Origin of the sequence: Collinsella sp. AF39-11AT, from assembly GCF_003474585.1 — a bacterium.
In the GTDB taxonomy this organism is placed as follows: domain Bacteria; phylum Actinomycetota; class Coriobacteriia; order Coriobacteriales; family Coriobacteriaceae; genus Collinsella.
The window spans coordinates 22,936-46,142 of record NZ_QROG01000019.1 but is presented as its reverse complement, the minus strand read 5'-3'; the positions used below and the strand labels follow the sequence as shown (position 1 = coordinate 46,142).

The following is a 23,207-nucleotide window of genomic DNA, read 5'->3' as shown; positions in this document are numbered from 1 at the left end:
CGTGGGAGGCCAGGGCGCCGCTGACCGGTGGACGGCACCGAGCCGTCATCGAGATTGAAGGAGGGGGAGGCCTCGCGGCCTCCCCCTTTTTTGCGTTTAATAGAGAGCTGTAATACAAGAACTCGCCTTCGTTTAGCTTGTCTTACTGTTTGGCTGTATTTTGAGTCCTTCTTTTGTATTTGCGCGATAATAACTCCCATTGGCGTTAGGGAGGACTTGATGTTTACCGTTTTTGTCTTGGGCAATATTGCTTCGGGTAAGTCGACTGCCTGCCGCTATCTCGAATCTCATGGCGCCATGCTTATCGATCTGGATGAGCTTGCCAAATCGCTGTACGTGCCGGGGTCGGATATCGTCAATGCTCTTGCTGAAGAGTTTGGCTGGGATATTTTGGACGAGGAGGGCGGCGTTCGACGTAACATCCTCGCTTCTCGAGCTTTTGTCTCTCCTGATGCGGTTGCAAGGCTCAATAGCATTGTGCACCCCGTTCTCGTTGAGCAGCTTTCGCTGAGGATTCTCGATCCTGTCTGCTGTACGGTTTCGTCTCCCCGCTATCCCTTCGCTGCGGTCGAAGTATCTGCTCCGACTGGCTTTGAGGACGCCTTTGGCCTTGCGGATGAAATTATGGTTGTTAGTGCTCCTTTGGCGGTCCGTCGCGAACGTGCCATTCACCGTGGTATGGAGCCATCCGATTTTGATGCTCGCTGCGCTTGCCAACCCGATGAGTCTTCGCTTTGCCGTCTCGCCACAACCGTGATTGATAACGCAGCGGGCGACAACACGCTCTTTGAACAACTGGATGCATGGCTTGCTCGCCATGGCCTTATGGACGCTACGAATAAGGGGGCGACAGATGCCTAAGACGCGTTTCTTTACGTGGTATCGCTTTGTGCCGCTGGCTCTCGTTTTCGTCTTTGGCCTTATCTCGCTCGTTTACTCGTGTGCTCCCGCCGCTTTCTTTAAACCGCTTTATCCGATTGACTATGAGGCGTATGTAAAGCAGTCCAGTATTTCGCATAATCTCGATCCGTATCTGGTGTGTGCCGTCATCAAGTCGGAATCAAACTGGGATCCCGAGGCGGAATCCAACCAGGGCGCCCAAGGTCTCATGCAGCTTATGCCTGAAACCGCTCAGGATATGATCGCCAAGGGCCTTGTCGACGGGGACGAGTATTCTGCCGATAACCTGAATGACCCCGCTACGAATATCGAATTTGGGTGCGCGTACCTCTCGTACCTGCTGACGTATTTCAATGGCTCGACGGATAGTGCTATTGCTGCTTACAATGCCGGAATGGGCAATGTCGATGGGTGGGCGCAGCAAAACACATCGCTCCACAACGCGATTACCTTCCCCGAGACACAAGCCTATTTGATTCGTGTCAATAATGCCTGGGTTCGCTATAAGACCCTCTATCCCGACCGGTTCGTATAGGACTATGCCTGCCGCCTGCGTATACTGCAGATATATGAGTTAGGAGTATCCATGGCGGATTTTGAAGTTGAGCGTGTTGGCGGAGAGCTCAAACGTTTTGGCGTTGAGGGCTCTGATGTGCCGTTTAAGGTCGTGTCTCCCTATGAGCCTGCAGGTTCCCAGCCGAAGGCCATTGAGTCGCTTGTGAAGGGTGTGAGGGACGGAGACCGCTATCAGGTTTTGCTTGGCGTGACCGGTTCGGGCAAGACCTTTACCATGGCCAAGACCATCGAAGCTCTCGGTAAGCCAACGCTGGTCATGGCCCCCAACAAAACCCTCGCCGCACAGCTTGCGAGCGAGCTCAAAGAATTCTTTCCCAACAACGCTGTGGTCTACTTCGTCTCGTACTACGACTATTATCAACCCGAGGCATATGTACCGCAGAGTGATACGTATATCGAGAAAGACTCGTCGATTAACGAAGAGGTCGAGATGTTGCGCCATCAGGCGACAGCATCGTTGCTTTCTCGACGCGATGTGATTGTCGTCGCATCGGTCTCGTGCATCTATGGCATCGGTTCTCCCGAGGACTATGCGGGCTTGGCACCAAACGTCGATAAGAAGGTGCCGCTCGAGCGCGATGACTTTATCCATGCGCTCATCGACATTCAATACGACCGTAATGACTATGACCTGGCGCGTGGTACGTTCCGCGTACGTGGCGATGTCGTCGATGTGTATCCGCCCTATGCGGAGCACCCGTTGCGGTTTGAGTTCTTTGGCGACGAGGTTGAGCTGATTGCCGAGATCGATGAGGTTACCGGTGAGATGTTGCGTGAGTACGAAGCGATTCCCGTGTGGCCGGCTTCGCACTACGTGACCGAGAAGCCAAAGGTGAAGGCGGCCCTGAAATCGATCAGCGAAGAATGCGAAAAGCGCGTGGCGGAGCTCAAAGCGACCGACAAGTTGCTCGAGGCACAGCGCCTGCAGCAGCGGACCGATTATGACCTCGAGATGCTCGAGACGATGGGCTTTTGCAACGGCATCGAGAACTACTCGCGCCATCTGGATGGACGTAAACCGGGCGAGCCGCCGTTTACCTTGATTGACTACTTTCCCAAGGACATGCTCTGCATCATCGACGAGAGCCATGTGACGGTGCCGCAGATTCGCGGTATGCACGAAGGCGACCGATCGCGTAAAGTGACCCTGGTGGAGCATGGTTTTCGCCTGCCCTCGGCGCTCGACAACCGTCCGCTTCGCTTCGATGAGTTTGAGGCGAGGATCCCGCAGTTCATCTACGTTTCGGCTACGCCGGGTGACTATGAGTTGCGCGTGAGTCAAAACGATGTTGAACAGATTATTCGACCGACCGGCCTGCTCGATCCCAAAATCGACGTTCGTCCGGTCCGAGGCCAGATTGACGATCTTGAGGACGAGATTCGCGAGCGCGTGGCCCGCAAGGAGCGCGTGCTGGTGACCACGCTGACCAAGCGCATGGCCGAGGATCTGACCGATCACCTGCTCGATGCCGGCATTAAGGTCAACTACATGCACTCCGATACGGCGACGATGGACCGTGTCGAGATTCTGCGAACGTTGCGCGAGGGCAAGATCGATGTTTTGGTTGGCATCAACTTGCTTCGCGAGGGTCTGGATCTTCCCGAGGTCTCGCTGGTGGCAATTCTCGATGCCGATAAGGAAGGTTTCTTGCGTAACCGCCGTTCGCTGATTCAGACGATTGGCCGTGCGGCCCGCAATGCCGACGGCGAAGTCATCATGTACGCCGACGTCGTGACCGATTCGATGAAAGAAGCCATCGAGGAGACGCAGCGCCGTCGTGAGATCCAGATGGCCTACAACGAAGAACACGGCATTGTGCCCAAGACGGTGCACAAGGCCATCAACGATATTTCGAGCTTTATTGCCGAGGCCGAAAAGACCGTGGGGTCCAAGGGACGCTCGAAGGGCGACTCTCTGGGCCATGGTGCGTTCTATACACCCGATGAAAACGGCGAGGGCGAGGTGCCAGAGACGGTGACGCCTGAACAGACGCTTACCGAGCAGCTGGAAGGGCTGCCGCATGACGAGCTGGTGCGGATCGTCGAGACCATGGAAGAAGACATGCGTAATGCCTCCGCCGCCATGGACTTTGAGGAGGCGGCGCGCCTGCGTGATGCCGTCGTTCAGATTCGGGCGATGCTCGAGGGCGCGCCCGAGGACGAAACGATTGAGCGCCTGCGCTCGCAGGCCCGCAAGGGTTCCACGTTCGCTTCGGGCAGAAAACGCCAGGGCGCGCGATTTAAGAAATAGGGTACAGGCCCCGCGCTTCTCGTTGAGCTCGGGGTCTGTGTCTTTAGTGTGCTAGAGGTCTGCAATCAGGGCTTCGGCGCACCGGATGCCATCAGTGGCGGCGCTCATGATGCCGCCGGCATATCCTGCTCCCTCGCCGCAAGGGTAGAGGCCTGGAGTCGCCACGGCGTGACACGCGCGATCTCGGGTGACAGTGACCGGTGAGCTCGAACGAGTCTCCACGCCGGTAAGAACGGCATCGGGGCGGTCGTAGCCTCGTAGCTTTTTTCCGAGTAGGGGAAGTCCCAGGCGGAGCGACTCGACGATATGCTGCGGCAGGGCTTCGTCAATTGCCGTCCAGGTCACACCGAGCGGATAGGTGGGCTTTACCTTTCCGGGCGCCTTGCTGGCGCGTCCTGCGAGGAAATCTCCGACGAGCTGTGCCGGTGCGTTCCAGTTGGAACCGCCCAGGCGATAGGCGGCCGCCTCGCAGGCACGCTGGAGCTCGATGCCGGCGAGCGGGTCATCGTCGGGAAGGTCCTCTGGCGTGACGTTAACGAGCAGGGCGGCATTTGCGTTGTGTCCGTCGCGGGCATTGAGACTGGCGCCGTTGACGCACAAGTGGCCCTGCTCGGAAGAGGCAGCGACAACCTGCCCGCCGGGGCACATACAAAACGAGAACACGCTGCGGCCGTTGGGAAGATGGGCGACAAGCTTGTAGGGGGCTGCTCCGAGTGCCGGGTGCCCCGCCGAAGGGCCATATTGGGCACGGTCGATGTCGCGCTGTGGATGCTCGATGCGCACGCCCATGGCAAAGGTCTTTTGCGCGAGGGCAACGTTATGTTCCTTGAGAAGCTCGAATACGTCGCGGGCGGAATGGCCGCAGGCGAGAATGAGGTGTTTTGTGGCGATTGCCTCGCTTGTGGTTTCTTGGGGCGTTTGGACATCGATGCCGGTGATGGCGCCAGATCCATCGGTTCGAATATTGACGAGCTTTGTTCGATAGCGGACGGTTCCGCCGAGTTGCTCGATACGCTGGGAAATGTTGGTGACGACGGTGGGGAGGATGTCGGAGCCAATGTGCGGCTTGGCATCCCACAGAATATCGCGGGGCGCACCCGCCTCGACGAAGGTTTCGAGGATAAGGCGATGGGCGGGATTTTTGGTTCCCGTATTGAGCTTGCCGTCCGAGAAGGTCCCCGCGCCGCCCAGGCCAAACTGGATATTGCTCTCGGGGTCGAGGATGCGCTCCTTTAGAAAGAGGTCGATCGCCCGCGAGCGGCGAAATGCCGGGTCGCCGCGCTCGATGAGCAAGGGCTTAAGACCTGCTTCGGCGAGCGTAAGCGCAGCGAAAAGGCCGGCGCATCCGGCGCCGACAACGACAGGGCGTTCTTGAGGTGCGTCGGAGGCGGGGGAGGGGAATGAAGGCTCATCGTCTTCTATCGCGCGTACGCGCGAGCGGTCACGCTCGGCAACGCTGTCGATCGCTTCTCGCTCGAGGTGGGGACTAGTCAGCTCAACACGAAAGCTCAGGATAAAATGGACGTCTCGTTTTTTGCGAGCGTCGATTGACTTGCGGTGGAGCTCGATGGACTTGATCTCGGAGTCCTTGCAACGTAGGACGCACTTGGCGACTCGCTTGCCAACAATGAGACAGGCATTTTCATCGCCGGCTTCATCGAGCGACGCGTTGACTTGGGTGATTTCAACCATCGAGGTCTCCTTAGAGGCAAGAAAGAGGCCGTCCGGTATCCCAGACGGCCCGAATGCGTTTTTGATTATAGACTGCGCGGCTACAGGCTGCTTGCAGCGCGAATGCCCGAGATCCAGGCCCACGCAAGGTTAAAGCCTCCGCAATCGGCGTCGATGTCGAGCGCTTCACCGCAGACGTAAAGCGGGGCGTCGACAACGCTGCGCGCGCGTAGGCTGGGTGTTGAGATGCTCTCGACAGATATGCCACCACGCGTGACCTGTGCTGAGCGCTCCTCGGCTGTTCCCTCGACGAGCAACTTAAAGTGTTTGAGGATCGAGACCAGGTGGATGACATCGTTGGAGCCTGGATGGCACTGCTCGAACGTTGTGCAGACGACGCGGGAGAGTTGCGGGGCGAGCATGCCGTCGAGCCAACGGGGATCGCGGGGCGAAAAGCCGCCGAGCAGCTCAACGCGCCGGTTGAGCATATCGAGCAACTCGTCTTTGGAGAGGTCGGGGAAAACGTCGAGCAGGATCGTATCGCCGCGCTGGATACGACGGGAGAGATTGAAGACAGCGACACCCGAGATGCCAAAGGTTCGAAACAGCACTTCACCGTCTTCGTGCCAGAGCTCATTATGATTGTGGGCGAGCGTCAAGCGGACACGGACGCGCAGGCCATCCAACGTCTTGAGTGCCGCCCGATCGCCAACGACCGTTGCCGATACGGGGCAGAGGATGGGGTGCAGCGAAGTGAGGGGGAGGCGAAACGTATCGGCGATACCGGTGGGGTTGCCGCCCGTAGCGATAATTACGGCATGTGCCTGCAGGGCCTCGTTCTTGCGAGGGACATCGGCGAGCGCTTTCCGAAGCGAGCGGAGCTCCGATTTTCGGTCGTCGTGCTTTTTTGCCTTGAGCGCCCGCGCTGGACGGTCTATTTGGAGTGCCCAGCCTTCGGAAGCTTTGTGCGCCGTGGCAACGTTGGCTCCGCAGATTAAGGTGATACCTAGGCGGTCGCAAACGTTGAGAAGCGCGTCGCGCACCGATTCGGCGCGAAGGGAGCGCGGGTACAGCCGGCCTTCCTCGGAGGTTGTCATGATGCCCAGCGAGGAGAAGAAACCCATAAGCTCTTGTTCGGGCTGGGGGCCCATGACGGATTCGACGAATGCGGGGTGGTTATACCGCTGAGGATCAATCGATTCGTTGGAGAGGTTGCAACGGCCGTTACCGGTCGCAAGGAGCTTGAGGCCGCAGGCGACATCGCACTCAACGATGCAGACGCTTTTGCCAGCGCGTGCGGCCGTAATGGCGGCGGCGAGGCCTGAAGCCCCGCCGCCGATTACCAAGACGTCATAGAGGGCGCTCGCGTTCACTTAGGCCTCGTCGGTCTCGTGCGGGGTAATAGCCTCGACGGCAGAGACTGCCTTGGGCAACATGCCATCGGGCAGCGCGGTCTCGACCTCGCCCTTATCGCAGGCCTCGGCGAGTGCCGGATTAATGGGAAGCTGGCCCAAGATGTCGAGGTTATAGCGCTCTGCGACCTCGGGGAGCTTGCTCTTGCCAAAGACCTCGATCTTCTTGCCGCAGTCGGGGCACTCAATATAGCTCATGTTCTCGACAATGCCCAGAATGGGGACGTTCATCTTCTCGGCCATGTTGACCGCCTTGGCGACGATCATCGAGACCAGATCCTGCGGGCTCGTGACGATGACGATGCCGTCGACCGGCAGCGACTGGAAGACGGTGAGCGCGACGTCGCCTGTTCCCGGAGGCATGTCGACCAGCAGGTAGTCGATGGGGCCCCACGAGGTCTCGCTCCAGAACTGCCTAATGGCGCCTGCGATGACCGGACCGCGCCAAAGGACGGGGTCGGTCTCGTTTTGGAGCAGCAGGTTGGAGCTCATGACCTTGACGCCGTGCTCGGAGATTTCGGGCAGCATAAGGTTGCCAAGGGCATGGACGTGGCGTCCGCTCATACCGAACATCTTGGGGATAGAGGGACCGGTGATGTCGGCATCGAGGACGCCGACCTTGTGGCCGTGACGGGCAAGCTCGGTGGCGATGGCGCCGGTGACAAACGACTTGCCGACACCGCCCTTGCCGGAAAGCACGGCGATGACGCGCTTGACCTCGGACAGCGTGTTCTCCTCAAATTGCGATGGCGACGTTTGTCCGCCGGCGGCCTGTGCGTGTTCGCAACCCATGTATGACTCCTTTGTATATGCTGGGGCCGGGGCCCCGCGATGTGACACGAGCGTCATTGTACCCTCGTTTGCGAGCGGGAGTCATTTGCGATGCATTTGGGCCGAGTGCGCTTGCAATATGATGGGTCCAAGCGAATGGGCGGGCTTACTGAACTTTGCTGGCGAACTCGAGGTACTGCATGCGCTGCAGCTTGTCGATCGTCGAGGCGTATGGGCTGTCTTCCGATTCCAAGTCGTAGCGCAGCCCGTCGGCACCGAGATAGCCGGCGACATTGATGGTGGGCACATCTGACCTTGTCGCAAGCAGGGCCTTTTGGTAATTGGTGAGCGGGGCGCCGATCTTATTAAGGGTAATGGCTGCAATCTCGTTTGCCCCGACGGTGTCGTAGACGTTGAGCTCGGTATTGCCGGCGATCTCATAGTTAGCCCAGACGAGATATGTCGACTGATAGATACGGAAAGCGTGGCTTGCCGTATCTTCCTGAGGGTACAGCTCGTCGTTGAGAGTCGTTGCGGCGCTCGGCTGATGGTCGCCAAAAAAGACAAGAACAACCGGTCTGCCGATATTGCGGAGCTCGTTGATAAAGTACTCGAGGTCCCGGTCGGATGCGTTGATGCAGGTGAGATAGGTGTTGAGCGCGCTGTTGGCGCCCTCGCTGGCTCCCTCGACCCAATAGTTTGTCAGCTCTTCGGCGGGAACGGTGCCATAGTCGTAGCCGCCGTGATTTTGCATCGTGACGTCAAAGATGAACTGCGGCGCTTCGTCGGTTCTAAGCAGGTCGAGTATCTTGTCGTAGGTGGCGTAGTCGCATACGCCGGCATGGTAATAGGGCGCACCTTCGAAATCGCCGATTGAAAGAAAGTCTCCAAAGCCCAGCTGCTGATAGATTTTATCTCGATGGTAGTTGACGGGGTTTTGCGGGTGCATAGCGGTAGCGGTATACCCAAGCTCTTTAAGGTCCTTTGCCAGGCTGTTGACGCCATTCATCTGATACAGTTGATAGGGAATTTTGCCTAATCCGACAAAGGCCGTTGTCGCTCCGGTCAAAAATTCGAATTCGGAGTTCGCCGTTCCGCCACCGGCGACCGAAGCGAGCATGGTGCCGCGAACAAGTGTGTCGGGAAGCGAGTTGTAGAATGCGGGGCCGGTGTACCCGGCCGCCTGGAGCTGCTCAAAGCACGAAAGGTCGCTAAAACTCTCGTTCATGACGGCAACAATCGTCGGCTTGATTTCATTGAACTGGGCAACGGCCGCCGCGCGCTGTTCGCTCGAGCCATATGTGCTGTCGTAGACGGTGGCGAGCTCCTGCTCGATGCTCTGCGCCTCATCGGGCGTATAGTCTTCGGGCTTCTCAATGGGCAACTCGTTGACCATTTCGGTGAACGAAGTGATAAAACCCTGAGACGCATACGTGGTGATGGGCTGCCAACGGTCAAATCCAAAATCCAGCGCCTGCTCCAAGTCGATGTTGGAAAAGCCTGAGAGCCCCACAACGGTCACTAGCAGAAAAGCACAGAGGTTAGCGGCGATAGCGGGGAAGACATGGGTGGGCGTACGGAGCTTTCGCGGTCGGATGAGCGAAAGAAGCCCCAGGGAAATCTCCAGCAGGGCGAGAGAGGTTACGATTCCGGCGGTAAAGGTAAACTCGTATCCCTCGCTCACTTCCATTGCGGTGCCAAGGGCCAAGATATCGCTTGGCAGGATGGCTTCGCCTTTAAACGTTATGACGAAGTGCTCGGCAATGCCAAGGATGCAACAGACGACGGGCACGAGGGCCATGACGCCTCCATGACGCTGCCCCACCAAATAAAGGGAGAGCAGAACCGTCGCGAGCAGCCCGACGGAAAACCCGAATGAGTTGGCGGGAATGCGATAGAACGTTTCGTTGCAGGCAATTTCGAGTGAAACGAACGAGAGCGCTGAAACAGCGGCGATGACAAGGATGTCACGGCAAATACAGGCAACCGTTCCCGTCGCAAGGTCGGTTTGGTCGATAAGTCCCGAAACCAAGGGCTCGACAAGAAGCATGACGGCGGCAGCACCGAGCGCCGAATAAGAAAGGACCCATAGGGAGCTGCCCTCATTTACGAGCAATTGATTCGTAACCCATGCAGCTACCACGCCGAGCGGGATGAGGAGCGTCGCGCACCAAAAGACGCGGGCAATGGGTGGCTTTTCGTTGCGTTTGATTGAAAAATACACGCGCACGACGACGGCGGCCACGATAAGGACGGCGATGAATATGGGCAGATTGGCCATGTCGCTCGAAGTGATTTCAAGGGGGATATCTTCGGTCATGGACGTTCCTCTGGTACAGCAAATTAAGTTCAGCATTAGATTACTGTAACCTTTCCACGGCATTTCGAGAAACAAAGCGCCCGATACGCAAAGCTAAAGGTCTGCGAATCTTGTATTACGAACATCTGTGCGCGTCGAGTGCGCTAAACTCATCGGCAGTATGATTCGATGCAATAGGGGGCAAGGAGCTTCCATGTCTGATTCTTCTATCGTTATTCGCGGCGCTCGTGAGCACAACCTCCGTGATATCGATGTTTCCATTCCGCGTGACCAACTCGTGGTCATTACCGGTCTTTCTGGCTCGGGCAAGAGTTCGCTGGCATTCGACACTATCTATGCCGAGGGCCAGCGTCGATACGTCGAGAGCCTTTCGAGCTATGCGCGCCAGTTCTTGGGCCAGATGGACAAACCCGACTTGGATTCAATCGACGGCCTTTCGCCGGCGGTGTCGATCGACCAAAAGACGACGTCTAAAAACCCTCGCTCGACGGTTGGCACCGTAACCGAGATTTACGACTATCTGCGCCTGCTGTTCGCCCGTGTGGGCACCCCTCACTGTCCCGAATGCGGCCGCGTCATTGAGCGCCAGACGACCGACCAGGTTGCCGACAAGGTCTTGGCCGCGGGGGAGGGTCGCCGCGCGTTTGTGCTGGCACCGGTGGTGCGCGGGCGAAAAGGCGAGTACACTAAACTGTTTGAGGACCTTCGCGCCGAGGGCTTTAGCCGCGTGCGTGTCGACGGTGAAGTGCGCTCGCTCGACGATCCGATCGATCTGGACAAGAAGTTTAAGCACGATATCGAGGTCGTGGTCGATCGCATCGTGATCCGCGAGAACTCTCTGGGCCGTATCGCCGAGTCTGTTGAGCAGGCGACCGCGCTGGCTCACGGCAATGTAAACGTGTACATGCTGCCCGATCGTGATGCTCCCGAGGGGACCGAGGGCGAGCTGCTGGAGTATTCGTTGGCCTTGGCGTGCCCGGAGCATGGACACTCCATTGACGATCTTCAGCCGCGTGATTTTTCGTTCAACGCGCCCTATGGCGCGTGCCCCGAGTGCGATGGCCTGGGCTTTAAGAAGACGGTCGATGCCGAAGCGCTAATCGAAGACCCCTCGAAGTCGATCGCCGACGGGGTCTTTGGCAGCCTGTTTGGCAACTCTAACTACTATCCGCAGATTTTCGCTGCGGTCTGCAAACACTTTAAGGTGAGCGTCGGTACGCCGTGGGAGGATCTGCCTCCGCGGGTGCGTCGCGCGTTTTTAGACGGCATGGGCGACCAGAAGATTTCGGTCGACTATCAAAAGCTCGATGGGCGTCGCAGCCAGTGGGACACCAAGTTCTCGGGCGTGCGCAATATCCTGTACGAGCGCTATAACGAGACGACGAATGAGAACACCAGGGCGCGCTTGGAGAAGTACATTCGCGAGGAGTCGTGCTCGAGTTGCCATGGTGCTCGTCTGCGCCCCGAGATGCTCGCTGTTACCGTAGGCGGTAAGTCCATTTACGAGGTCTGCTGCCTGTCGTGCCGCGAGTCGCTCGAGTTTTTTGAGGGCCTGGAGCTTACCGAGCGCCAACAATTTATCGGCGGGCGCATTGTTAAGGAAATCCTGGAGCGCCTGCGCTTTCTGGTCGATGTCGGACTCGACTATCTGACCCTCGACCGTGCCTCGGCGACGCTTTCCGGAGGCGAGGCCCAGCGCATTCGCCTGGCAACGCAGATCGGCGCCGGTCTCATGGGTGTCCTGTACATTTTGGACGAGCCATCGATCGGCCTTCATCAGCGCGATAACGAGCGCCTGATCAAGACACTTGAGCGCCTGCGCGATATCGGCAACACCGTCATCGTCGTCGAGCATGATGAGGATACGATTCGTGCTGCCGACTATGTGATCGACATGGGCCCCGGCGCGGGCGTGAACGGCGGACACGTGGTCGCCGCGGGAACGCCTGCCGATATCATGGCGTGCCCCGATTCGATGACGGGTGCCTACCTGACTGGCAAGCGAATGATTCGGGTTCCCGACAAGCGCCGCAAGCCCGGTCGAGGCTGCCTTAAGATCACGGGCGCCCGTGCCAACAACCTCAAAAACGTTACCGCCAAGATTGAGTTCGGTACGCTTACGGTCGTTACCGGCGTGTCGGGATCGGGCAAGAGCTCCCTGGTTACCGACACCATCGCGCCTGCCCTTACGAATGCCATTCATCGCTCGACGCGTCCCGTGGGCCCGTACAAAAAGCTCGAGGGTATCGAGTGCATCGATAAGGTGATCGACATTGACCAGTCGCCGATCGGCCGCACACCGCGTTCCAATCCCGCTACGTACATTGGCCTGTGGGATGATCTGCGCGCGCTGTTTGCGAGCACACCGGAGTCGAAGGCGCGCGGCTACTCGCCCGGACGTTTCTCCTTTAACGTGAGCGGCGGCCGCTGCGAAGCATGCAAGGGCGACGGACAAATCAAGATCGAGATGCACTTCCTTCCCGATATCTATGTCCCCTGCGAGGTCTGCGGCGGCAAGCGCTATAATCGCGAGACGCTTGAGGTCACCTACCGTGGTAAGACCATCTCTGACGTGCTCGACATGAGCGTCACCGAGGCGCTGGCTTTCTTTGGCAATATTCCTCAGATTAAGCGTAAGCTCCAGACTCTGTATGATGTGGGCTTGGGTTATGTGAGCTTGGGCCAGCCGGCAACGACGCTTTCGGGTGGCGAGGCACAGCGCGTAAAGCTCGCCAAGGAACTCCACCGCCGTCAGACGGGTAAGACGTTCTACATTCTGGATGAGCCGACGACCGGTCTCCATTTTGAGGATGTCCGCCAGCTGCTCGACGTGCTGCAGCGCCTGGTCGATGCGGGCAACACGGTTCTGGTGATCGAGCACAATCTCGATGTCATCAAGGTTGCCGACCGTCTGATCGATATGGGCCCCGAGGGCGGCAATGGCGGCGGAACTGTCGTGGTCTCGGGTACGCCAGAGCAGGTCGCGGCATGTTCACAGAGTTACACGGGCAAGTTCTTGGCCCCGCTGCTCGAGCGCGACCGCGAGCGTCAAGCACAACTCGACGCCCAGTAAAGAGACGCCGTCATGCGAGAAGCGCCACCGATTCCTTTCGATTCGGTGGCGCTTCTGTGTGTCGAGATGACGTATGCGGCTACATTGGACATATACTTAGGCGTTACGTTCGAATGCGAGGGAAGGGACATGCCATGGCAAAGGCTGCAAAGACGCCGAAAACCAATGCGATGCGCGAGCTGGAAAACGCCGGCATCTCCTATATTCTCCATACGTATGAAGACGATGGCGATGAGTCGGCGGGTTTAGGCGTTGCAATTTCGGAACAACTTGGCGAGGAGCCTGGCCAGGGTTTTAAGACCTTGGTTTGCGTGGCGCCGTCCAATGAACACGTTGTGTGCTGTATTCCCGTTGCCGACGAGCTTGACCTAAAGGCCGCCGCGCGCGCCGCTGGCGAAAAGTCGCTGACCATGATGCATGTTAAGGACTTGCTTGCCGCGACGGGGTATGTCCGGGGCGGCTGCAGTCCAGTCGGCATGAAAAAACGCTTTCGGACGCTGATCGATGAGACATGCGTCCTTTGGGATACCATTTTTATCTCAGGCGGTAAGCGTGGCTATCAGCTTGAGCTTGCCCCCGACGACTTAGTTGCATTTTGCGGGGCGACGGTTGCCCCGATCACGAGAGAGGACTGAACGATGCCGCAGGAAGAATCGAAGCGCGGGGCTCACTTTGCAAAGCGTTCGGCTTCTCAGACGCCCGCGCCTGAGGCTTCTTCGTCGCGAGATGACACTGACGACATGGGCTCGTCGGACTACTCCACGGTTGGTCGTTCCGCCGGGCTTATGACCATCCTGACCATCGTGTCTCGCGTCACCGGTTTTATCCGCACGTGGGCAATGGCGGCCGCTATCGGCATGTCGCTACTCTCGTCCTCCTATCAGGTCGCCAACAACCTGCCCAATATGCTCTACGAACTCGTGATGGGCGGCATGCTCGTGACGGCTTTTTTGCCCGTGTACATGGGCGTGAGGCGTGAGCAGGGTCGCGAGGCCTCGAACGAGTACGTGGGCAACCTGCTTGGCATTCTGCTTTTGGTGCTGGGTGGCATTTCGTTGCTGGGGACTGTGTTCGCCCCGGGCTTTATCTGGACGCAATCGTTCCTTTCGGGTGACGGCGGCAGCATGGATACCGCTGCGTTCATGTTCCGTTTCTTTGCCATCCAGATTCTGTTTTATGGTTTGGGCTCGGTGTTCTCGGGCGTTCTCAACGCACACCGCGACTACTTCTGGTCGACGTTTGCCCCGGTCCTCAACAATGTGATCGTCATTGCGAGCTTTATGGGTTTTGCGCCCGTGTCCGCACAGTTTGGCGAACGTGCCGGCATCATCTTGATTGCGGCCGGTACGACCCTCGGTGTCTTTGTTCAGATGGCATGTCAGATCCCCGCGCTTGGTAAGCACGGCGTGCATCCCCATATCCATATCGACTTTAAGGACCCCGCACTGCGCCAGACGATTGCGCTCGGTATCCCGACGCTGCTCGCCACGGTGTGCATGTTTGTCTCGACTTCTATCACCAACGCTGCCGCGCTGGTGGTCCAGCCCGAGACTGGTCCTTCCGTCATCGCCTATGCGCGTCTGTGGTACACGCTGCCCTACGCGCTGATTGCCGCCTCGCTTTCGACGGCGCTCTATACCGAGCTTTCTCACGACGCACAGGAGAAGGATTACGACAGCGTTCGCACGGGCATTTCGCGTGGCGTCGCCCAGATGCTGTTCTTCCTGATTCCGTTCACGCTGTACCTGATTGTCTTCGCGCGTCCGCTCAACATGATTTACTGTGCCGGCAAGTTTGATGAGTCCGGCGTGGCGCTGGTGTCCGAGTTCCTTGTCTACCTGGCGTTCTCGCTGCCGCTCTACGGCGTGGTCGTATTGATGCAGAAGAGCTTCTCTGCCTTGCTCGACATGAAGCCCTATAGCCGCTATTGCCTATATTCCGCCATCGGCCAGGCCGGCTCGGTTCTGCTGTTTGGCGTTGTGCTGGGCTTCGGTATGCCGGCAATCGCGCTTTCGTATGTCGTTGACTACGTGATCTTGGTCGGTTGTTCGCTGTGGTGGCTGCGTCGTCGTCTGCGTGGCCTTCAGGTCAAATCTATCCTGCATGGCGGTTTCTTTGGCCTTTTGCTCGGTGGCCTGGGTGCTGCCGCAGGCGCCGGCGTCATGTGGGCGCTTGAGCACTTTGTCGGGGCACTTGGCGGCTCGATTCTGATTACTCTTGGCTACGTTTGCGTTGCGGGTGTCGTCTCGCTTGCTGTTACCTTTGGCCTTGCCGTCGTTCTTAAGATGCCCGAGGTCTCGGCGCTGCTTCGTCGCAAGTAGGTGCGCGTGGCCGGTCACGACAACATTCCAACGCTTGCCGAGCAGGTTTCGCGCGTTCCCACGCAGCCCGGCTGCTACCTTTGGAAAGACGCCAAGGGCGATGTCATCTACGTGGGCAAGGCGAAAAACCTACGCGCCCGCATGCGTCAATACGTGACACTGCAGGATGAGCGTCAAAAGATCCCGCTGATGATGCAGCTGGTGGCGAGCTTTGACTATATCGTGGTGGAGACCGAGCATGAGGCGTTGGTGCTCGAGCGCAATTTGATTGGTCAGTACCATCCGTACTTTAACGTCGACCTCAAGGACGACAAGAGCTACCCCTTTATCGCCATTACAAAGGGCGACCTGTATCCCGCTATCAAATACACGCGTGAGCGTCATAAGCCGGGAACGCGCTATTTTGGACCCTATACCGATAGCCGTGCGGCACGTGAGACGATAGATACGCTGCGCAAGGTTATTCCCATTTGCTCCGCATCCTGTGCGGAGTGGCGTCGTTGCCGCCGTATCGTCGAGTCCCACAAGGGCGAGGAAGACATCGTCAATATGATTTGCGCGCAAAACGGGCGCCCCTGCTTTGACTACCATGTCGGGCGCGGACCGGGTGCGTGTGTCGGTGCGATTTCCCCGGCAGACTATGCCAAGAACGTCAAGCGTGTCGAGCGCTTTTTGTCGGGCCATCGCAAGGATGTCGTCGATGAGCTGACCTCCGAGATGACGGATGCCGCCGAGGCGCTCGACTTTGAGCGCGCGGCACGCGTCAAACGTCGTTTGGAGGTCATCAGGGGTCTGGACGATCGTCAGCAAGTCGTTTTTCCCTCCAGTGTCGATATCGATGTCATCGGTTTCTATCGCGAAGAGACCATCTCCGCCGCTTGCGTCTTCGTCGTTCGCGAGGGCCGAACAGTTCGCACCTGCGAGTTCATTCTCGACAAGGGTCTTGATGTTGACGAGGAAGAGCTCCAGTCGGGCTTTCTTAAACGCTATTACGATGAGACGGCTGATATTCCAGCTGAGGTCAACCTCTCCGTCGAGCTTGAGGATGCGGAGGCGCTGGGGGAGTGGCTTGCAGGCAAGCGCGAGCGTTCCTGCCATCTCCATAGGCCGCAGCGTGGCGAAAAGCACCGTTTGCTCGCTATGGCATCCAAAAATGCGCGCCATGCCCTCATGCGCTACATGATGCGAACGGGGTACGCTGACGACCGCACCAATCAAGCGCTCCTGGAGCTCGAAAGCGCGCTGGCGCTGCCGGCGCCGCCGATGCGTATCGAGTGCTTCGATATCTCGACGCTGCACGGAACCTTTACCGTCGCCTCGATGGTAGTGTTTACCAACGGGCGCGCTGACAAGAGCCAGTACCGTCGTTTTAAAATTCAGGCCGAATTGGACGAGGCAAACGACTTCGTGTCGATGTCCGAGGTTTTGGGACGACGCTACGCTCCCGAACGCATGGCCGATGAGCGCTTTGGCTCGCGGCCCGATCTGCTTGTTGTCGACGGCGGCAAACCGCAATTGACGGCTGCGATCAAACAACTTGAGGCCCTGGGGCTCGATATACCAGTTTGCGGCTTGGCAAAGGCCGATGAGGAGGTTTTCGTGCCTTGGGACGAGACGCCCGTCGTGCTGCCGACCGGGTCTGCTTCGCTCTATCTAATCAAACAGGTTCGCGATGAATCGCACCGTTTTGCAATTACATTCCATCGCGAGCTGCGCGATAAGGCCATGACGGTTTCGATACTCGATGACGTTCCAGGGGTGGGACCCACCAGAAAACGTGCCATTATGCGTCATTTTGGCTCGATGAAGCGTTTGCGCGCGGCGAGCGAGCAAGAGATCGCGGAAGTTCGAGGCATTCCTGCCGATGTCGCCAAAGCGGTTCACGAGACGATCGTTGCGTGGGATGCCGAGCGTTCCGGGGCGGCGGCAAAGCAATCCGAAAACTAAACACGAGCCTAAACAGCTGATATACATGATTGCGTCATTTTCAACCATTTATTTCGCCATGATTGCCTGCTGGTTTCGGGTTTTATTAACGCTAAAACGTTTGACTAACCCAAGTGAAAACCCTGCTATCCTGCGGGTTGACGAAGACTGATATCTCACCTCGTCGATACATACTGTCTGGCGAATCATTTGTCAATGAATTCGGTGAACGGTAGTAAATACCGTTCAAGCGGATGTATGTATCGGTCGCCGAGCGCGGCACCTCAGTTGGGTTCGTCGGTAGGTAAGGTATATATCGTCCGCAAGTTGCGCGGGGGCAAGTCTAGGTGCTCCCGAGTAAGATTCTCTACTGATAGGAGAAGACATGGCCATCATCAACAAAGGTATGTCCAGGCGTTCGTTCCTCGGCCTCACCGGCAGCGTCGCTGCTGTCGCCGGCCTTGGTCTCACTGGCTGCGGTGGCAGCTCTAGCGACGAGGGTTCCGCTTCCGGCTCCACCGATTCCGCCAACCGTGGCGGCGGCGTGATCACCGCTGGTTCCGCTTACGCTCCGTCCAGCTTCGATCCCGCCACCACCGGTTCCGCTGTTGGCCTGGGTGCCAACTGGCATGTCATCGAGGGCCTCTACGGCATCGATTACCACGACTACAGCACTTTCAACGAGCTCGCTACTGACGATCCCAAGTCTGTGGATGACACCACCTTCGAGGTCACCATCCGTAAGGGCGCCAAGTTCTCCGATGGCACTGAGGTCACCGCTGACGACGTTGTGGCTTCCTACAACGCTTGCGCCGCTTCCGCTACCTATGCTCCGTTCTTCCAGCCTTTCGAGTCCATCGAGGCCAAGGACGCCAGTACCGTGACGGTCAAGACCAAGGTCCCCAACTTCTCCCTGCTCAAGGATCGTCTGGCCATCATCCGCGTTACCCCGGCCACCCAGGCCGAGGAGGATCGCGCCAAGCAGCCGATCGGCTCCGGCCCCTGGATGTACGATGCCATCTCCGACACCGAGATCACCCTGGTTCCCAACCCCGAGTACAACGGTGAGTATGCTGCCGAGGACGAGAAGATCCAGTACAGCATCCTGACCGACCCCACCGCTCGCGTCACTGCTCAGCAGGAAGGCTCCACGCTCGTCATGGAGCTCGTTACCGCTGACGCCGTCGATCAGCTCGAGAGCGCTGGCTGCAAGATTGACAACGTTCAGGGCTTCGGTACCCGCTTCATCATGTTCAACGTCGCCAAGGCGCCTTGGAACGACGTCAAGGTCCGTCAGGCCGTTATGTATGCGCTCGACACCGAGAAGATGATCAGCAACACCTTCGCCGGCCTTGCTACCGCCGCCAGCTGCTACCTGCCCAAGAGCTTTACCAACTATCATGAGGCCTCCACGGTGTACAAGACCGACGCCAAGAAGGCTAAGAAGCTCATCGAGGAGTCCGGCATCACCCCGGGCGCCATCACCCTGCGCACCACCGATAACGAGCAGATCAAGGGCATGGCTGCCCAGGTCAAGAACGACCTTGACGCTCTCGGCTTCGATGTGACCATCCAGACCGATACCTCGCCGGCCACCTACGCTGCCATCGACGGCGGCGAGGCTTACGATATCCTCCTTGCCCCTGGCGATCCTTCCTGCTTCGGCGCTGACCCCGACCTGCTGCTCAACTGGTGGTTTGGCGACAACGTCTGGATGCAGACCCGTTGCCCGTGGAAGGAGTCCGCTGAGTGGGAGAAGCTCCACGGACTCATGGACGAGGCTCTTGCCGCCGAGGGCGACGAGCAGCAGAAGAAGTGGAACGAGTGCTTCGACATCATCGCCGACAACGCCGTTCTGTACCCCGTTGTCCACGTCAAGACCGTCTCTGCTTCTTGGGACGATCCGTCCACCGCGCCCAACGGCGAGGCCCTCGATGGTTTCAAGGGCATCGGCACGACGAGCATGTCCTTTAAGGGCGTCGCGACCATCAAGGCGTAAGACTCGCTTGAGTCTATATGCAGGATACCGGTCGTTGAGACCGTATCCTCATAGTTGAAACAAAGACCCGGGCGGCAACGATGTCGCTCGGGTCTTGTAATGAGTATCCGTACTCATATACCAGTTGGTCCTACCGACAAAAGAAAGGGGAGAGAACGTGAACAACTTTCTACGTTTGATTGGAAGGCGTCTTGTCGCGCTGCCGATCATGGCATTGGGCGTCACCGTCCTGGTGTTCTTCCTTATGTCGTTCTCCAAGACCGACCCCGCCTACACGGCGTTGGGTGACGGTGCCTCGCCCGAGGCGGTTGCCGAGTACCATGAGAAGTATGGTCTGGACGACCCCTGGCCCGTGCGTTATGTGCGCTATATGGGCGACTTGATCCACGGCGACATGGGCACCTACGGCGCTGCTCGTAACTCTGTTGCCAAGCGCATCTCCACGGCCCTGCCCGTCACGATGCAGCTGACCTTTATCGGTCTTGCCATCGGCGCGGTCGTTTCGTTTTTGCTCGGCGTCATCGCGGCACTGTATCGCGATAAATGGCCGGACCAAGTGATCCGCGTCTTTTCCATTGCCGGCTTGGCAACCCCGTCGTTCTGGCTTGCCGTTCTGTTGATTTTGCTGTTCTCTTCCTACCTTAAGGTGCTCCCGGCATCGGGCGCCCTGCCTCACTTCACCACGAATCCGGCTGGTTATCTGGGACGCATGATCATGCCCGCCATCGCCTTGGCATTTCCGCTGACGGGCCAGATGACTCGTATCGTGCGTACCGCCATGGTCGAGGAGCTCGATAAGGACTATGTCCGTATGGCTCGCGGTGCCGGCGTTCCCGAAAAGGTCGTCGTCGGTATCAACGTTCTTCGCAATGCGCTGATTACCCCGGTCACCACCCTCGGCCTTAAGATCGGCTACCTCATGGGCGGTGCCGTCGTCATTGAGGTTATCTTCAACCTCCCGGGCATGGGTACCGCGATTCTGCAGGGCGTTCAGGGCAACGAGGCGAACTTGGTTCAGGGCGTCGTCATCGTCGTTGCTCTTGCCTTCATCATCATCAACATCGTGGTTGACATGCTCTACCTGCTCATCAACCCGCGCATCAGGACGGTGTAGATTATGGTAAAGATTCGAGAGAAGCAAACCGAGCAGCTCGAGAAGGCTGCTTCCAAGGGGCTCAAGCTCGGTGGCTGGAAGAAGATGGCGCTATCTTCTAAGATTGCCGCCGTCGTGCTGGTGCTGGTCGCCCTGACTGCGATCCTGGCACCCCTGCTTGCCCCCTATAGCCCGGTCGATATTTTCACCGCGCGCCAGGCGCCTGGTGGCGGCTTTATCTTCGGTACCGACGACAAGGGCCGCGACATCCTTTCGCGTATGCTCTACGGCGGCCGTTACTCGCTGATCATCGGCTTTGGTGCTACCGCCATGGCTTTGGTCTGCGGCTCTGTTGTCGGCGCTCTTGCGGCGGTTTCGCGCAAGTCTGTCTCTGAGGCGATCATGCGTATCCTGGACATCATCATGTCCATCCCGGGTATCGCCCTCGCAGCCGTCTTCGTTTCCATCCTGGGCAATTCCGTGCCGTCGATCATCTTTGCGATCGGCTTTATGTACACCCCGCAGATCGCCCGTATCGTGCGCGCCAACATCGTGTCCGAGTACGGCGAGGACTATGTCCGCGCGGTCATCGTGTCCGGCGCCAAGGCTCCGTGGATTCTGATCAAGCATGTTCTGCGCAACTGCATCGCCCCGATCATGGTCTTTACCGTCACCCTGGTCGCAGACGCCATCATCTTCGAGGCTTCGCTGACCTTCATCGGCGCTGGCATCCAGGAGCCCACCGCTACGTGGGGCAACATTCTTGCCGACGCCCGCGGTGGCGTGCTCGCCGGCCGTTGGTGGCAGGCGCTGTTCCCGGGCCTGGCCATTATGATCACCTGCCTGGCACTCAACATCCTGTCCGAGGGCATTACCGACGCTATGGCCGCCGCTCCCTCCGCTGCCCTGGATCCGACCGATTCTTCCAAGCGCCGCGAGGCCGACCTGCTGGTCTCCGACCCCGTTCGTGCCTACAAGGAGCAGGCTCAGTCCCTCTCCGCTCGCCTTGGCGCCCTGCGCGATGTCGAGCTCAAGCGTAACGACCGCCACGTGCCCGATGAGTCTGTCGAGCCGATCCTTTCGGTCCGCGATTTCTGCATCCAGTTTGAGCACCACGGTGATATCAACGTCGTCGACCATGTCAACTTTGATGTCCGCCCCGGTCAGACCATGGGTCTGGTGGGCGAGTCCGGTTGCGGTAAGTCCATCACCACGCTGGCCATCATGGGCCTGACCGATGAGGACGAGCATCTTTCCGGCGAGGTCCTCTGGGAAGGCCGTGACCTGCTCAAGATGAGCAAGAAGGAGTGGTTCGGCCTGCGCGGTACCGATATCGCCATGGTTTATCAGGACGCTCTGTCCTCGCTCAACCCCTCGATGCTCATCTCCGCTCAGATGAAGCAGCTCACCAAGCGCGGCGGCACCCGCAGCGCCGAGGAGCTCCTGGAGCTCGTTGGACTCGATCCCAAGCGTACGCTCGAGAGCTATCCGCACGAGCTTTCCGGCGGCCAGCGTCAGCGCGTCCTGATCGCTATGGCTCTTACCCGCGACCCCAAGCTGGTTATCTGCGACGAGCCCACGACCGCTCTGGACGTTACCGTCCAGAAGCAGGTCATCAAGCTGCTCAACGATCTTCAGGCCAAGCTCGGCTTTGCCATGATCTTCGTCTCGCACGACTTGGCTCTGGTCGCCGAGGTTGCCCATAACATCACGGTTATGTACGCCGGTCAGGTTATCGAGCAGGCGCCCACCAAGGAGCTGCTCACCAACCCGATTCACGAGTACACCCGCGGTCTTCTGGGCTCCGTTCTGTCCATCGAGAGCGGTTCGGGCCGCCTGCACCAGGTGCCCGGCGCCGTTCCGAGCCCGCGCGATTTCCCCAAGGGCGATCGCTTCGCGCCCCGCTCGAGCCATCCGCGCATTGGCCTGGACACCCGTCCGGTCTTCAAGCGCGTGCCTGGCACCGAGCACTTCTATTCCGAGCTCCCCGACGAGGTGCTCAAGGCAAATGGTTTGACCCCTCACGCGGAGGTGATGTAGATGAGCGAGACCGCAGTCAACGGCGTCGAGCCGATCATCTTCCTTGATGATGTTCACGTCACCTTTAGGACCCGTACCGGCTCGATTCTGCACCCCAACCTGGTTCACGCCGTCCAGGGTGTAACGATTAAGCTCATGCCCGGACAGACCATCGGCATCGTCGGCGAGTCCGGTTGCGGCAAGTCCACCACCGCCAACGTCATGTGCGGCCTGCAGGCCCCCACGAGCGGCAAGGTCTACTTTAAGGGCAAGGACGTTACCAAGCGTACCGCCGAGGACCGTCGCCACATGGGTCGCGTCATCTCGGTCGTGTTCCAAAACCCGGCCACGGCGCTCAACCCCCGCATGGTCGTTCGCGAGCAGTTGCTCGACCCCATGCGCGTCCACAACCTGGGCACCGAGGCAGAGCAGGAGAAGCGCGTCAAGGAGCTCCTGGAGCTTACCGGTCTGCCCAGCTCTGCCGCCGAGGTTCTTCCCGGCCAGCTTTCGGGTGGTCAGCGCCAGCGCGTGGCAATTGCCCGTGCCCTGTCGCTGAACCCCGACGCTATCATCGCCGATGAGCCCACCTCGGCTCTGGACGTTTCGGTCCGCGCGCAGATTCTCAACCTGCTGACCGACCTTAAGAAGGAGCTCGGCCTGGCCATGGTGTTCATTAGCCATGACATCCAGACGGTCCGCTATATATCCGACGACATCATCGTCATGAATGGTGGCAAGATCGTCGAGCAGGGCGAGGCCAAGCAGGTCTTCCAGCACCCCCAGGACCCCTACACCAAGATGCTGCTCGGCGCTGCGCCGTCGCTGCTGCACCCCAAGCTCGGCGAGTAAGTTCGCTTTCCCTCCCGTGCGCCCGG

General features: G+C 58.7%; 15 protein-coding genes. 11 read left to right on the top strand and 4 right to left on the bottom strand.

All coding sequences use genetic code 11. The annotated features are described in order from the left end of the window. The first annotated feature begins 219 nt into the window (after positions 1-219). From coaE to uvrB, 3 genes are read left to right on the top strand one after another with little or no spacing between them, the layout of a single operon-like run. Positions 220-861: a dephospho-CoA kinase gene (gene coaE / locus DW037_RS08050; RefSeq protein ID WP_117584264.1), complete on the top strand. Its 642-nt coding sequence runs from the start codon at positions 220-222 to the stop codon at positions 859-861. After that, the gene (locus tag DW037_RS08045; RefSeq protein WP_117584265.1) at positions 854-1,435 is read left to right on the top strand and encodes a lytic transglycosylase domain-containing protein; all 582 of its coding nucleotides are present in this window, start codon (positions 854-856) and stop codon (positions 1,433-1,435) included. The genes coaE and DW037_RS08045 overlap by 8 nt, the downstream gene beginning before the upstream one ends. Positions 1,436-1,486: 51 nt before the next feature. Further along, positions 1,487-3,727, top strand: a complete 2,241-nt coding sequence (gene uvrB / locus DW037_RS08040; RefSeq protein WP_117584266.1) for an excinuclease ABC subunit UvrB — start codon at positions 1,487-1,489, stop codon at positions 3,725-3,727. 51 nt (positions 3,728-3,778) lie between these two features. Here uvrB and DW037_RS08035 read toward each other — a convergent pair whose 3' ends face one another. The 4 genes from DW037_RS08035 to DW037_RS08020 all read right to left on the bottom strand — a co-directional run bounded on the left by DW037_RS08035 (position 3,779) and on the right by DW037_RS08020 (position 9,901). Continuing rightward, positions 3,779-5,419 carry an NAD(P)/FAD-dependent oxidoreductase gene (locus DW037_RS08035; RefSeq protein ID WP_117630008.1) on the bottom strand — a complete coding sequence of 547 codons (1,641 nt, stop codon included), beginning with the start codon at positions 5,417-5,419 and terminating at the stop codon, positions 3,779-3,781. An 80-nt stretch (positions 5,420-5,499) separates the two neighbouring features. Continuing rightward, positions 5,500-6,771: an NAD(P)/FAD-dependent oxidoreductase gene (locus DW037_RS08030; RefSeq protein WP_118373150.1), complete on the bottom strand. Its 1,272-nt coding sequence runs from the start codon at positions 6,769-6,771 to the stop codon at positions 5,500-5,502. Then, positions 6,772-7,602 (bottom strand): Mrp/NBP35 family ATP-binding protein, encoded by an 831-nt coding sequence (locus DW037_RS08025; protein ID WP_022094864.1) that lies wholly within the window; start codon positions 7,600-7,602, stop codon positions 6,772-6,774. A gap of 145 nt (positions 7,603-7,747) precedes the next feature. Next, the gene (locus DW037_RS08020) at positions 7,748-9,901 is read right to left on the bottom strand and encodes an LTA synthase family protein (RefSeq protein ID WP_158571974.1); all 2,154 of its coding nucleotides are present in this window, start codon (positions 9,899-9,901) and stop codon (positions 7,748-7,750) included. 193 nt (positions 9,902-10,094) lie between these two features. On the opposite strand from DW037_RS08020, the gene uvrA reads away from it, so the two are divergent. From uvrA to DW037_RS07980, 8 genes are all read left to right on the top strand, one after another. Then, complete coding sequence (uvrA, locus tag DW037_RS08015; protein WP_118373146.1) at positions 10,095-12,974, top strand: excinuclease ABC subunit UvrA; 2,880 nt, start codon at positions 10,095-10,097, stop codon at positions 12,972-12,974. Between the two features lie 134 nt (positions 12,975-13,108). Then, a complete protein-coding gene (ybaK, locus tag DW037_RS08010; protein ID WP_117735354.1) occupies positions 13,109-13,609 on the top strand; it encodes a Cys-tRNA(Pro) deacylase in 501 nt (166 codons plus the stop codon). A gap of 3 nt (positions 13,610-13,612) precedes the next feature. Then, positions 13,613-15,295: a murein biosynthesis integral membrane protein MurJ gene (gene murJ / locus DW037_RS08005; protein ID WP_233542310.1), complete on the top strand. Its 1,683-nt coding sequence runs from the start codon at positions 13,613-13,615 to the stop codon at positions 15,293-15,295. 6 nt (positions 15,296-15,301) lie between these two features. Beyond that, positions 15,302-17,242 carry an excinuclease ABC subunit UvrC gene (gene uvrC / locus DW037_RS08000; RefSeq protein ID WP_370448162.1) on the top strand — a complete coding sequence of 647 codons (1,941 nt, stop codon included), beginning with the start codon at positions 15,302-15,304 and terminating at the stop codon, positions 17,240-17,242. A gap of 364 nt (positions 17,243-17,606) precedes the next feature. Continuing rightward, complete coding sequence (locus DW037_RS07995; protein ID WP_117794685.1) at positions 17,607-19,220, top strand: ABC transporter substrate-binding protein; 1,614 nt, start codon at positions 17,607-17,609, stop codon at positions 19,218-19,220. A gap of 157 nt (positions 19,221-19,377) precedes the next feature. Next, positions 19,378-20,334: an ABC transporter permease gene (locus DW037_RS07990; RefSeq protein WP_022094871.1), complete on the top strand. Its 957-nt coding sequence runs from the start codon at positions 19,378-19,380 to the stop codon at positions 20,332-20,334. A 3-nt stretch (positions 20,335-20,337) separates the two neighbouring features. Continuing rightward, the gene (locus DW037_RS07985) at positions 20,338-22,353 is read left to right on the top strand and encodes a dipeptide/oligopeptide/nickel ABC transporter permease/ATP-binding protein (RefSeq protein ID WP_117735351.1); all 2,016 of its coding nucleotides are present in this window, start codon (positions 20,338-20,340) and stop codon (positions 22,351-22,353) included. Then, entirely contained in the window at positions 22,354-23,181 is an 828-nt protein-coding gene (locus tag DW037_RS07980) for an ABC transporter ATP-binding protein (RefSeq protein ID WP_006236159.1), read from the top strand. The last annotated feature ends 26 nt before the right edge of the window (positions 23,182-23,207 follow it).

Excerpts from the sequence above, each read along its gene's own strand:
- murJ (WP_233542310.1), top strand. The coding sequence starts at position 13,613 with ATGCCGCAGGAAGAATCGAAGCGCGGGGCTCACTTTGCAAAGCGTTCG.
- uvrA (WP_118373146.1), top strand. The coding sequence starts at position 10,095 with ATGTCTGATTCTTCTATCGTTATTCGCGGCGCTCGTGAGCACAACCTC.
- coaE (WP_117584264.1), top strand. The coding sequence starts at position 220 with ATGTTTACCGTTTTTGTCTTGGGCAATATTGCTTCGGGTAAGTCGACT.
- DW037_RS08045 (WP_117584265.1), top strand. The coding sequence starts at position 854 with ATGCCTAAGACGCGTTTCTTTACGTGGTATCGCTTTGTGCCGCTGGCT.
- DW037_RS08020 (WP_158571974.1), bottom strand. The coding sequence starts at position 9,901 with ATGACCGAAGATATCCCCCTTGAAATCACTTCGAGCGACATGGCCAAT.
- DW037_RS08025 (WP_022094864.1), bottom strand. The coding sequence starts at position 7,602 with ATGGGTTGCGAACACGCACAGGCCGCCGGCGGACAAACGTCGCCATCG.
- DW037_RS07985 (WP_117735351.1), top strand. The coding sequence starts at position 20,338 with ATGGTAAAGATTCGAGAGAAGCAAACCGAGCAGCTCGAGAAGGCTGCT.
- DW037_RS08035 (WP_117630008.1), bottom strand. The coding sequence starts at position 5,419 with ATGGTTGAAATCACCCAAGTCAACGCGTCGCTCGATGAAGCCGGCGAT.
- uvrB (WP_117584266.1), top strand. The coding sequence starts at position 1,487 with ATGGCGGATTTTGAAGTTGAGCGTGTTGGCGGAGAGCTCAAACGTTTT.
- ybaK (WP_117735354.1), top strand. The coding sequence starts at position 13,109 with ATGGCAAAGGCTGCAAAGACGCCGAAAACCAATGCGATGCGCGAGCTG.
- DW037_RS07995 (WP_117794685.1), top strand. The coding sequence starts at position 17,607 with ATGGCCATCATCAACAAAGGTATGTCCAGGCGTTCGTTCCTCGGCCTC.
- DW037_RS07980 (WP_006236159.1), top strand. The coding sequence starts at position 22,354 with ATGAGCGAGACCGCAGTCAACGGCGTCGAGCCGATCATCTTCCTTGAT.